At 68.4% G+C, this 11,839-nt stretch carries 12 protein-coding genes and 1 tRNA gene; 10 read left to right on the top strand and 3 right to left on the bottom strand.

Annotated features, from left to right (window positions below; all coding sequences use genetic code 11):
* Nucleotides 1-207: 207 nt before the first annotated feature.
* The 9 genes from G4D87_RS23500 (at nt 208) to G4D87_RS23460 (ending at nt 8,515) form a co-directional block, all read left to right on the top strand.
* The gene (locus G4D87_RS23500; protein WP_163784449.1) at nt 208-897 is read left to right on the top strand and encodes a response regulator; all 690 of its coding nucleotides are present in this window, start codon (nt 208-210) and stop codon (nt 895-897) included.
* Between the two features lie 132 nt (nt 898-1,029).
* Nucleotides 1,030-1,851, top strand: coding sequence for a phosphate ABC transporter substrate-binding protein (locus G4D87_RS23495; protein WP_163784448.1), 822 nt, complete (start codon nt 1,030-1,032; stop codon nt 1,849-1,851).
* A 61-nt stretch (nt 1,852-1,912) separates the two neighbouring features.
* Complete coding sequence (gene pstC, locus G4D87_RS23490) at nt 1,913-2,893, top strand: phosphate ABC transporter permease subunit PstC (protein ID WP_240358522.1); 981 nt, start codon at nt 1,913-1,915, stop codon at nt 2,891-2,893.
* Complete coding sequence (gene pstA / locus G4D87_RS23485) at nt 2,890-3,801, top strand: phosphate ABC transporter permease PstA (RefSeq protein WP_163784446.1); 912 nt, start codon at nt 2,890-2,892, stop codon at nt 3,799-3,801. The genes pstC and pstA overlap by 4 nt, the downstream gene beginning before the upstream one ends.
* A gap of 46 nt (nt 3,802-3,847) precedes the next feature.
* Nucleotides 3,848-4,591 (top strand): phosphate ABC transporter ATP-binding protein PstB, encoded by a 744-nt coding sequence (pstB, locus tag G4D87_RS23480; RefSeq protein WP_240358524.1) that lies wholly within the window; start codon nt 3,848-3,850, stop codon nt 4,589-4,591.
* 25 nt (nt 4,592-4,616) lie between these two features.
* The gene (phoU, locus tag G4D87_RS23475; protein WP_163784444.1) at nt 4,617-5,303 is read left to right on the top strand and encodes a phosphate signaling complex protein PhoU; all 687 of its coding nucleotides are present in this window, start codon (nt 4,617-4,619) and stop codon (nt 5,301-5,303) included.
* A 143-nt stretch (nt 5,304-5,446) separates the two neighbouring features.
* Complete coding sequence (locus G4D87_RS23470; protein WP_163784443.1) at nt 5,447-6,655, top strand: ceramide glucosyltransferase; 1,209 nt, start codon at nt 5,447-5,449, stop codon at nt 6,653-6,655.
* Nucleotides 6,656-6,772: 117 nt separating this feature from the next.
* Nucleotides 6,773-7,153 (top strand): response regulator, encoded by a 381-nt coding sequence (locus tag G4D87_RS23465; protein ID WP_163784442.1) that lies wholly within the window; start codon nt 6,773-6,775, stop codon nt 7,151-7,153.
* 78 nt (nt 7,154-7,231) lie between these two features.
* The gene (locus G4D87_RS23460) at nt 7,232-8,515 is read left to right on the top strand and encodes a hemolysin family protein (protein WP_163784441.1); all 1,284 of its coding nucleotides are present in this window, start codon (nt 7,232-7,234) and stop codon (nt 8,513-8,515) included.
* Nucleotides 8,516-8,534: 19 nt separating this feature from the next.
* On the opposite strand, the gene G4D87_RS23455 is transcribed toward G4D87_RS23460, so the two are convergent.
* The gene (locus G4D87_RS23455) at nt 8,535-9,761 is read right to left on the bottom strand and encodes a fibronectin type III domain-containing protein (RefSeq protein ID WP_163784440.1); all 1,227 of its coding nucleotides are present in this window, start codon (nt 9,759-9,761) and stop codon (nt 8,535-8,537) included.
* Between the two features lie 210 nt (nt 9,762-9,971).
* Here G4D87_RS23455 and G4D87_RS23450 point away from each other — a divergent pair, with 210 nt between their 5' ends.
* Nucleotides 9,972-10,370 (top strand): GFA family protein, encoded by a 399-nt coding sequence (locus G4D87_RS23450; protein WP_163784439.1) that lies wholly within the window; start codon nt 9,972-9,974, stop codon nt 10,368-10,370.
* Between the two features lie 73 nt (nt 10,371-10,443).
* Here the strand turns inward: G4D87_RS23450 and G4D87_RS23445 are convergent.
* Nucleotides 10,444-10,517: transfer RNA gene (locus G4D87_RS23445), tRNA-Arg, on the bottom strand.
* A 123-nt stretch (nt 10,518-10,640) separates the two neighbouring features.
* Complete coding sequence (locus G4D87_RS23440) at nt 10,641-11,816, bottom strand: Ig-like domain-containing protein (RefSeq protein WP_275902300.1); 1,176 nt, start codon at nt 11,814-11,816, stop codon at nt 10,641-10,643.
* Nucleotides 11,817-11,839: the final 23 nt, after the last annotated feature.

The raw sequence follows: 11,839 nt of genomic DNA, 5'->3' as shown, positions 1-11,839 counted from the left end.
GGCGGAGGTCATGACGGGGCGCCCTGGGGTTTACCCCGGCACGGCAGCGCCATCACGCGCAAACAGGCCACCAGGCCTGGGGCCCGCTCGCTGGAGGGCCGGCCACCACCCCACGCCGCCCGTTCCCGCGCGTGTTCCAGCCATGACGAAGTTGTTGCACACGAGTCACACGTTCGGAAACAGGGGCGCGCAGAGTGACGGCCCGCCATGCCCCATGTCCTCATCATCGACGACGAACGCGACCTCGCGGAGCTCATTGATTTCAACCTGCGGGGTTCTGGCCTCACCACGCACGTGGCCCACACCGGCGAAGAAGCGCTGGTGGCCGCCCGGGAGCAGAACCCCGACCTCGTGCTGCTGGACCTGATGCTGCCGGACATGTCCGGCATCGACGTCTGCCGGCAGCTGCGGGCAAACCCCCAGTCGCGGGGCGTCCTCATCGTCATGCTCACCGCCAAGGGCGAGGAGTCCGACCGCATCCGCGGCTTCGAGGTGGGCGCGGACGACTACGTGGTGAAGCCCTTCAGCGTGCGGGAGCTGGTGCTGCGCCTCAAGGCCATCCTCCGCCGCGGCGCGCCCACCGCCGGGAGCACGGCGCCGCTGGCGCTGGGGCCCCTGCGCCTGGACGTGGCGTCCCACCGCTTCTTCGTGGAGGAGCGCGAGGTGGCCCTCACCGCGCTGGAGTTCCGGCTGCTGGAGCACCTGCTCGCCCGCCTGGGCCGGGTGCAGACGCGGGAGCAGCTGCTGGAAGAGGTGTGGGGCCTCTCCTCCTCCCTGGAGACGCGCACCATCGACACCCACGTCATGCGCCTGCGCGACAAGCTGGGCCCGGCGCGCGCGCTGCTGGAGACGGTCCGCGGTGTCGGCTACCGGATGCTGGACCCGACCGCGGGCTGAGCGTCGTGACGGCGATGTCACATGGCGGACGCGAAACGGACACCCACGTCACGTAGAAGCGCGGCGTCTTCGCGCAAGCCTCACACCGCGGCCAGATTCCGAGCCGCATCATTTCAGTCAGGAGAAGTCCCCATGAAGTCGCTCCTCAAGCCCCTGCTCGCGGTGTTCCTCCTGGCGCTCCCCGCCGCTGCCCAGGCGGGCACCGTCACCATCAAGGGCTCCGACACCATGGTCATCCTCGGCCAGCGCTGGGCCGAGGCGTTCATGAAGAAGCACCCCACCATCAAGGTCCAGGTCACCGGCGGCGGCTCCGGCGTGGGCCTGGCGGCGCTCCAGAACGGCACCACGGACATCGCCATGTCCAGCCGGGAGATGAAGAAGGCGGAGTCCGACAAGCTCCGCGCGCGCTACAAGGCGCCGCCCGTGCAGCGCTCGGTGGCCAAGGACGGCGTCACCTTCTACGTCCACCAGGCCAACCCCGTGAGCGCGCTCACCAACGAGCAGCTGATGAAAATCTACGTGGGCGACATCACCACCTGGAAGCAGGTGGGCGGCGCGGACGCGCCCATCGTCGCGTACTCCCGGGAGAACTCCTCCGGCACCTACGTCTTCGTGAAGGACATGGTGCTGGACGGCGAGGACTTCGCGCCCGCCATCCAGACGCTGCCCGGCACCGCCGCGGTGGTGAACGCCGTCTCCAAGGAGAAGAACAGCCTGGGCTACGGCGGCGCCGCCTACGCGGAGGGCATCAAGGAGCTGAAGGTCAAGAAGGGCAACGAGGAGATCGCCCCCAGCGCGGACAACATCAAGAGCGGCAAGTACCCGCTGGCGCGCGACCTCTTCTTCTACCTGCGCGCCGAGCCGACGGGCGACCTCAAGACCTTCATCGACTTCGCGCTCTCCCCCGAAGGTCAGGCCATCGTCACCCAGGTCGGCTACTTCCCCGTGAAGTAGCCGCGGAGCGTCACACGAATGTCACAAGGGGCCCTGAGTCACAATGGATAGACAGGCGACCATGGAGCAGGGTCTCACGCACAGCGTGGCCGCGCCGCGCCTGTCCGCGGCAGCGCGGAGGCGTCAGCTGCGGGAGAAGGCCGTCGCGGGCTTCATCACGCTGATGGCGTTCACCGGCATCGCCGCGCTCGTCCTCATCATCGTCTTCGTGGCCAAGGAGGCGCTGACGCTCTTCACGGACGCGGACGCCCGCCACGAGGCCAGCCTCTCCAAGATGTTCCTGCCGCAGGAGGGCCGCTACCCGTTCCGGTGGCAGCCCGTGTCGGACACGCCCAAGGTCAGCATGATTCCGCTGTTCGTGGGCACGCTGAAAATCACCCTGGTCTCCATGTTGGTGGCGGTGCCCATGGGCATCTTCAGCGCGCTCTTCGTCGCGGAGTTCGCCCCGCGCCGCCTGCGCGAGCTGCTCAAGCCCGTCATCGAGCTGCTGGCCGGCATCCCCTCCGTGGTGCTGGGCTTCTTCGCGCTGATGGTGCTGTCCCCCATGGTGAAGAGCCTGTTCCACCTGGACCGGCCGCTCAACGGCACGCTGGCGGGACTGGCGCTGGCGCTGGCCATCGTCCCGGTCATCTTCACCGTGTCCGAGGACGCGCTCACCGCGGTGCCCCGCAGCTACCGCGAGGCTTCGCTGGCGCTGGGCGCCACGCTCTGGGAGACGGCGTGGAAGGTGGTGCTGCCCGCGGCGGCCCCCGGCATCCTCGCCGCGTGCGTGCTGGGCTTCGGCCGGGCCATTGGCGAGACGATGATTGTCCTCATGGCCTCAGGCAACGCGGACCTCGTGTCCTGGAACCTGGGAGATTCGGCGCGCTCGCTGTCGGCCACCATCGCGGCGGAGATGGGCGAGGTCGTGGTGGGCAGCCCGCATTACTCACTGCTGTTCTTCATTGGTGTGGAGCTGTTCATCTTCACCTTCGTCCTCAACATGGTCGCCTCCACGTGGACGAAGAAGGTCCTCCAGCGGCTGACCGGGAGCGCCTCGTGAAGTACACCACGCGCCGGGCGGTGGGGCTGGGCCTCACCGGACTGACGGCCCTCGCGGCCTTCTTCATCGTGGGCATGCTGGCCCTCATCCTGCTGGACGTCGCCCGCAACGGGGCGCGCCACCTCTCCTGGGCGTTCCTCACCCAGCCGCCCAGCGACGGAATGATGGCCGGCGGCATCTTCCCCGCCATCTTCGGCACCGCCGCGCTCACGCTGCTGATGACGCTGGCGGTGATGCCGGTGGGCGTGCTCACCGCCGTGTACCTCCACGAGTACGCGCCGCCGGAGTCACGCTTCGCCCGCTGGGTGCGCGTGGCGGTCGTCAACCTCGCGGGCGTGCCCTCCATCGTCTTCGGCCTCTTCGGCTTGGGCTTCTTCATCCTCTTCGTCGGCGGAAACCTGGACCGGCTGCTGGGCTACGAGGAGATGCACTGGGCCCAGCCGAGCATCCTCTGGGCCTCGCTGACGCTGGCGGTGTTGACGCTGCCGGTGGTCATCGTCTCCACGGAGGAGGCGCTGCGCGCGGTGCCGCTGGAGCAGCGCACCGCCAGCCTGGCGCTGGGGGCCACCCAGTCGCAGACGCTGGCGCGGGTGGTGCTGCCCGGCGCCCTGCCCGGCATCCTCACCGGCGCGGTGCTGGCCATCTCCCGCGGCGCGGGCGAGGTGGCGCCCATCCTCTTCACCGGCGCCGCCTACTTCCTGCCGGACCTGCCCACGCAGCTGAACTCCCAGTTCATGCACCTGGGCTACCACACGTATGTCATGGCCACCCAGTCACCGAACGTGACGGAGGCCAGTGGTCCGCTGTATGCGACGGTGCTGGTGCTGCTGGCGCTCACCTTCGCCCTCAACCTCGTCGCGGTCATCATCCGGACGCGCACGCGCCGCAAGGCCGCCAGCGCCCACTGACGGTACGCCTGCCATGTCCCTCCAACCCCAGAATCCCCGCGCGAAGATGGAAGCGCGGGAGCTCATCCTGCGCTACGGCGCCAAGACGGCCATCCACAAGGTGTCCCTGGCCATCCTCGACCGGCGGGTGACGGCGCTCATCGGCCCCTCCGGCTGCGGGAAGTCCACCTTCCTGCGCTCGCTCAACCGGATGAACGACCTCATCTCCGGCACCACGCATGCGGGCACCATCCTGCTGGACGGCATGGACATCCATGACCGCGGCGTGGACGTGGTGGACCTGCGCCGGCGCGTGGGCATGGTGTTCCAGAAGTCCAACCCCTTCCCCAAGAGCATCTTCGAGAACGTCGCCTACGGCCTGCGCGTGGGCGGGATGAAGGACAAGGCGGAGCTGGCCTCGCGGGTGGAGAAGTCGCTGCGTGGCGCCGCGCTCTGGGACGAGGTGAAGGACCGGCTGGACGAGAGCGCCCTGGGCCTGTCTGGCGGCCAGCAGCAGCGGCTGTGCATCGCCCGGGCGATGGCGGTGGAGCCGGAGGTGCTGCTGATGGACGAGCCCGCCAGCGCGCTGGACCCCATCGCCACCGCGAAAATCGAGGAGCTCATCCACGAGCTCAAGGCGACGTACACCATCGCCATCGTCACCCACAACATGCAGCAGGCCGCGCGCGTCAGCGACCGCACCGCTTTCTTCTACATGGGCGAGCTGGTGGAGTGCGGCCCCACCGAGCAGATCTTCACCAACCCGCGAGAGAAGCGCACCGAGGACTACGTCACCGGCAAGTTCGGGTGAGCGGAAGAAAAAGGGGACCGGACACATGCCGTCGACGCACACGGACAAGGCCTTCGAAGCCGACCTGAGGGATTTGCGGGAGAAGCTGCTCGCGATGGGCGCGAAGGTGGAGACCCTCATCGTCCAGAGCATGAAGGCGCTCACCGACCGCGACAGCGCCCTGGCCGAGAAGGTCGTCGCCGCCGACAAGGACGTCAACCGCCTGGAGGTGGACATTGACGAGCTGTGCCGGAAGATTCTGGCGCTGCGCCAGCCCGCCGCCAGTGACTTGCGGCTCATCACCACGGCGCTGAAGATCGTCACCGACCTGGAGCGCATCGGCGACCTGGCGGTGAACATCGCCGAGCGCTCCATGGACCTGAACCAGGTCCCCCCGCTGGCGCCCTACGTGGACACGCCCCGGCTGGCCGACCTGGCCCAGCGGCAGGTGCGCATGTCGCTGGACGCGTTCGTCTCCGGCGACGTCGCCAAGGCGGAGGAGGTGCTCCGGGGCGATGACTTGCTGGATGCCCTCTTCCTCAAAATCTTCAACGAGCTCCTCGCCTACATGATGGAGGACTCGCGCAACATCCGCCGCGCCACGGCGCTGATGTTCATCGCGAAGCACCTGGAGCGCATTGGCGACCACGCGCTGAACGTGGCGGAGATGGTCGTCTACATGGTGCGCGGCAAGGACATCCGCCACCCGCGGAGCCGCAACCTGGCGGAGTAGCCCGCGGGCGCGGACTTCACCGGCCTGTCACCGCGAATTGCCCGGCCCGCCCCGGGCGCTTCGCGGAGCTGACGTGGAAGGCCTCTAGCGTGGCCACCGTGGTCGCGCCATGACGGCGCACCGGCCCCGGGGATTGCCCGCGAATGTTGCTCGCCTCCACCGTCCTGCTGCTTGCCGCCTGCCTCGGACTGTTCATCCTCACCGTCCAGTTCGCGCTGGTGCTGCGCCACCGGCATGAGCCGTCTGTCGCCGTGAAGCCGGGCACACCGCGCCCGGGCATCTCCATCCTCAAGCCGCTGTGCGGCGTGGACGACGATTTGGAAGCCAACCTGGCGCAGTTCGCGGGGCTGGACTACGCGGGCGTGTACGAGGTGGTGCTCGGCGTCAAGGATGCCAGGGACCCGGCCTTCGCCGTGGCCCGCGCGGCCGTCGCCCGCTGGCCCCACGTCATGCGCCTGGAAGTGCAGGAGGGCGAGCCGGGCCTCAACCCGAAGGTGAACCAGCTCATCACCCTGGCGGACCGGGCGCGCCACGACGTGCTGGTCATCAGCGACAGCAACACGCGGGTGGCGCCGGGCTACCTGGAGGAGCTTGCCCAGGCCTTCGCGGACCCGGAGGTGGGCTGTGTCACCCACCCGGTGTCGGGCATTGGCGAGCGCACCTTCGGCTCGCTCCTGGACAACCTGCACCTGGGCGCCAGCGCGGCGGCGGGGATGATTGCCGCCAAGCGGCTGGCGGGCCAGGACCTCGTGGTGGGCAAGTCCATGGCGCTGCGCCGCGAGGACGTGGACGCGCTGGGCGGCTTCTTCTCCGTGAAGGACGTGCTGGCGGAGGACTACGTCATCGGCCAGTGGGTGACGCGGAAGCTGGGCCGCCGCGTGGTGATGGCGCACACGCCCGTGTTCAACGTGTCGCTGCGCAAGAGCGTCCTGTCCTTCTTCCAGCGCTATCTGCGCTGGAGCGTGATTCACCGGACCGCGGTGTCGCCGGGCACGTACCTGGCCCAGGCCCTGCTGAACCCCACGCCGCTGGCCTTGCTGGGCGCGATGCTGGCCCCCGCTCCCGACACCGCGGCGCTCTGCCTGGTGGTGGCGCTGGGCAAGGTGGCGGTGGACCTCTCCACCGTGCGCGCCCTGCGGCCCCAGCCCCTGTCGTGGGACGCGGTGCCCGCCGTCTTCGCCAAGGACGCCCTGCTCTTCGCGGCCTGGAGCTACGCGCTCTTCTCCCGCACGGTGAGCTGGCGCGGCACCCGGCTGCGCGTGGGCCGGGGCACGCGGCTGATGCCGGTGCGCACGGCGGGCCTGTCCTCCGAGCCCGCGCTGCCCCAGGGCGACCGCATCCTCGCGGGCTGACCCGGCGAAGCGCCCTTCCAGGGCCCGCCTGCCCGCATGCTGGGCGGGCACCATGTCACCGCTCGCGGAGAATGATGGCGCCCTTCAGCAGCGTTCATCTCAGGTCGGGGAGGACGATTGGCGCGACTGGCAACGGACAACGGCGCAAGAAGGATCCTGGTCGTCGATGACGACGCGGATTGGAGGGAGTTCCTCCGGCTCAGCCTGGAGGACCTTGGCTACGAGACGACCGAGGCCTCGGATGGGCAAGAGGCCCTGGACACGCTGAGGCGCGGCGGACGCTACGGGGTGATGCTGCTGGACCTCAACATGCCGGGCATGTCCGGGCTGGAGGTCGTGGAGCATCTGCCGCGCGGGCCGCATCCCCGCATCGTCTTCCTGACGTCCGCGGCGGCGCAGGATGTAGGCAGTGCCCTGCTCTCGGGGCCCCACTACTACCTCCCAAAAGGCGCGAGCCGCGACCAACTGTCACTCCTCTTGCAGTCACTTGGTGAGTGAGCAGCCCGCCGCTGGCGTATAGGGTAGAGGGCCCCTGAGAGGAGGGCCATCATCGTCACCGAGCTTCTCATCATCCTGTTGCTGGTCCTGGCCAACGGCGTCTTCGCCGGCGCGGAGCTGGCCATCATCTCTGTCCGCCGGACGCGGCTGCGGGAACTGATTGAAGACGGCAGCACCTCCGCGAAGGCGGTGGAGGCCCTGCGCGGCAACCCCGAGCGCTTCCTGGCCACGGTGCAGATTGGCATCACCGTCATCGGCGCCACGGCGGCCGCGTTCGGTGGCGCCAGCATGGCCACCCGCCTGGGCGGGGTGCTCACCGGATTCGGCGTCCCCGAGCAGCAGGCGGACGAGGTGGCCCTCGCCGGGGTGGTGGCCTTCGTCTCCTACCTCTCGCTGGTGCTGGGCGAGCTGGTGCCCAAGTCGCTCGCGCTGCGCGCCGGAGAGCGCTACGCGTTGCTTATCGGCCGCCCCCTGAGCGGGCTGTCCTGGCTGATGCGACCGGTGGTGTGGTTCCTCACCGCCAGCTCCAACGTGGTGCTGCGCCTGTTCGGCGACCGGACGAACTTCACGGAAGGCCGCCTGTCCACGGAGGAGCTCCAGCAGTTGGTGGAGGAGGCGGCGAAGCAGGGCACGTTGGATCCCCACGCCGGTGAGATTGCGTCCCGCGCCTTCGAGATGGGCGACGTGACGGTGGGCGAGCTGTCCGTGGCCCGGGATGAGATGGTGGCCCTGCGGCGGCACTCCAGCCCGGAGGAGATTCGCCGCATCCTGCTGGAGGGCGGCCACTCCCGCATGCCGGTGTACGAGGACACGCTGGACAACATCGTCGGCTACGTCATCGCCAAGGACCTGCTGGGGGTGGCCTGGGAGGGCAACCTCATCATCCTGGAGGACGTGATGCGTCCGCCCTTCTTCGTCGTGGAGACGATGCGGGCCATGGACGCGCTCAAGGAGCTGCAGCGGCGGCGCATGCAGCTCGCGGTGGTGGTGGACGAGCGCGGCGGCGTGGTGGGGCTCGTCACCGTGGAGGACCTCGTGGAGGAGCTGGTGGGCGACATCCTCAGCGAGTCCGAGGTGCCCGAGGAGTTCGTCAAGCGCGAGGGCCCGGACACCGCCCTGGTGCTCGGCACGGCGAGCATCCGCGACGTCAACCGGGAGCTGTCCCTGGATTTGGACGAGGACCAGGACTACGCCACGGTGGCCGGCCTGTGCATCTCCCTGTCCGGCGGCGCCATCCCCGAGCCGGGCACCAAGGTGAAGACGGAGGGAGGCCTCGTGCTGGAGGTCGTCGCGTCCTCCCCCCGCCGCGTGGACTCCGTGCGCTTCCACATGCCCAAGCGCGAGCAGCCCGCGGAGGCGTGAGACTGGGCAACCCGACGCCTTATGGACTGAGCGTGGTGAAGTAGCACTGCACGGTCGCGAGGTCTCCATACCCAACCGCATTGCGAGCTTGAATGTTCAAGTCCCTGAAGCTTGCTTCGCGGGGGACCCCGATGAGCGAGATGCTCCGCTCGGAGGTGTACCAATCGGTGTAGGTGCGCCCGATATACGATCCGATGCGATACTCGAGCACCGGCTGCCCGTTTTCGAACTCCGGCAGATCCCAGGTGAGGTTGATGTTCCCGTCCGAGGTGTCGCACCTGAAGTTGCGTGGCGGCGACGGACGCCAGGAGGGAATGCTGGTGACGCGCTCCGAGACGGTGCCCCACCCGGCCGCGTTCCGAGCGACGACCGTGTACTGATAGGTCATCCCAGTGAGCAGGCCCGTCACGTTCAAGTTCAACTCCGTCGTCTCCTCGGTCCGCACCACTTCGTCGTCCAGGGACACCGTCACTTGGTAGCCGGTGATGGGGCGCCCGCCCGTGTCTCCGGCGATCCAGTGCAAGTACACGCGGTTCAAATACGTATCGGCCGTCAACGCGGGGGCGCCCGGCGTCGTGAAGGGCGAGGCGGAGATGGAGCTCCCGGGCCCCTGGGCGTGACCGTTTTCCGGGACGACGGTGAAGGTGTACGCGGCCCCATTCGTCAGCGCGCCCACCGTGGCCTGCGTCTCCGTCACGGTGACGGTCACCGGCTGGGACTCGGGGTCCGCGTCCTCGGCCTGCACGGTGACGGAATAGCCAGTCAGGGTCATGCCCTTGCCATCGGCGGCCTCCCACGTCAGCACGACCTCCTGATTCCCAGGCACGGCCATCAGGTTGCTCACGGCGCCGGGCACCACGAACGGCGTGACGGGAGACGTGCGCGGAGAGGCGCTCCCAGGCCCGCTGTCATTCACCGCGACGACGGTGAACGTATAGGCCGTCCCGTTCGTTAGCGCCTCGATGAGCGCCTGGGTCGCGGAAGCGGGCAACTCCACCGACCGGACCTCGCTGTCCCCCGTGAAGACACGCACCCTGTATTGGCGAATGGCGCTGCCACCGTCGTTCGCAGGCGGCGCCCACGTCACCGTGGCCCGCGCATCCCCCGCCACCGCCGCCACGTTGGTGGGCGCCTGGGGCACCGTCACCTGCGGGCCCGAGGGAGGCGGATCATCCGAGCCGCCACAGCCCATGCCTCCGAGCAACCCCACCAACATCACGGCCACCAACCGGATTCTTCCATTCATCGCAACAGTCCTCCCCTGTACCGGAAAGGCAGGCGTACAGCATCATGCCCGCCTCCGGGAAGAGAGGCCGCATGGACCCTGTCCCCGCGGGTCGATGGGAAGCGAGGAGCGCCAATCCTTCACAGTGCTTCATGCTCCTGGCGACTCGGGCCTCGAGCCCGATATGAGGTCGCCTCTCACGAGAGCCTCTCCCACTCGGAAGCCAGGGACATGGAACGACGAGCGTCATGCGCCTGCGGGCAGTTGCAGTTGGTTTGTGCGGGAGACCCGGTTCGCGTCTCGATGTGCCACTGCCTCGCCTGCCAGCAGCGCACGGGCAGCGTCTTCGGCGTCCAGGCACGCTTCCCTCTCGAAGCCATCACCTCGCGACAGGGAGAAGCGACGGCCTTCACTCGGAGGGGCGACAGCGGCAACGCCACCACCCACTTCTTCTGTCCCCGATGCGGAACGACCGTGTACTGGGAGATGTCCGCACAACCCGGCGTCGTCGCGGTCGCGGTGGGCGCCTTCGCCGACCCTGGCTTTCCCGCGCCCCGCCTCTCCGTCTACGAGGAGCGTGCCCACGCCTGGGCCCTGCCCTCCGGGTTCGACATCGAACACATGGACTGATTCGCGCTGCGCTTGAAAAGCGAAGGGCCCGGAATCGGCGGGGAAATCCCCAACGATTCCGGGCCCTTCTCAGCGCGCGATGCAGGATTCGAACCTGCGGCCTTTGGCTCCGGAGGCCAACGCTCTATCCAGCTGAGCTAATCGCGCAACCGCATTCCGGCTGAAGCGGGGCCACAAGTAGCCGAAGTCCCCCGCCGAAGCAAGCGCGCAATCCCACAACGAACGCCAGAGGACGTCCGTTCCCTGAGACGTGGGAGGCGGCCCGCCTGCTCACACGCGCCGCCTCCGGGCGGCCATCAGGACCAGGCTCGCCCACCCCAGGAACATCAAGGGGACATGCCCCTCGCCGCCCGCGGCGCAGCTCAACCCGCCGCCCCGGGAGCTCACCTCCCGGATGATGTTGATGGACGGATCCACCGAGAAGGCGGACGCCTGCGACTGGGGGCCCTCGTTCAGGGCCGCATCCCGAGCCAGCGCGCTGACCGTGTGGGGCCCTTCGCTGATGGCCGTGGTCAACGTCAAGCGCCACTGCCCGGAAGGCTCCACGGGCGCGACGCCACGCTCGACGCCATCCACGAAGAGCACCAACTGGCTCCCGGGTTCGGCGCTGCCCTGGAACGTCGGCGTCAGGGAGCCCACCACGCCGTCCAGTGCCGGCGCTGTGATTTCCGGCGCCAGTGGCGGCGTCATGTCCACCCGCCAGACATGCTCTTCCGGCGTGGTGTCCACGTTGGTCGCTTCATCGCGGGCCCGGACCACCAGCCGATGCGCGCCTTCCGGCAGGTCGTTCAGCAGATACGGCGTAGCGCACTCCACGAAGGCGGCATCATCCAGGCTGCACTCATACAGGATGGGCGCCTCGTTGGACTCGAAGCGGAACTCGGCATTCGGGGCATTGGTGTCGACGTCCGGCTTCGCGGCGATGCGGGTGCTCGGCTCCACCGTATCCACGCGCCAGGAATGCGTGCCGATGACGTTCGCCACGTTGCCGGCCCGGTCAACGGCACGAACGACGAACTCATGGGATGCATCCCCCACCGAAACGGTATGCGGCGAGGTGCAGGCACTGAAACCCGCGCCATTGAGGCTGCACGCGAACGTCGATTCAGTCTCGTTTGACGTGAACTCGAACGTCGCCTGTGCCTGATTCGTCAGGTCGCCAGGGTTGACGGTGAGCGTCGTCACCGGCCGGGTCGCATCGACCGTGAAGGTTCGGCTCGTCGTTGCGCCAGTGTTGCCCGCCTTGTCCATGAAGGAGAAGTGCAAGGTGTACTCACCGTCGGGCAGCGACACGGGAAAATCGAAGGCCCACAATGCGTTGGCCCTGATGTCTTCCACGGAGTCAACGAGTTGCACACCACGATAGACGTTGAGCGTGCCATCCGTGAGGGACTCGTCATCCGGGGCCACCCCTTCGAACCGAGGCGTGCGAACATTGACATACACAACGTCCACGGACGGGATCGAGA

It is taken from the genome of Myxococcus vastator (assembly GCF_010894475.1).
GTDB lineage: Bacteria > Myxococcota > Myxococcia > Myxococcales > Myxococcaceae > Myxococcus > Myxococcus vastator.
The sequence above is the reverse complement of the archived record's forward strand: the minus strand, read 5'-3'. Positions and strand labels throughout refer to the sequence as shown.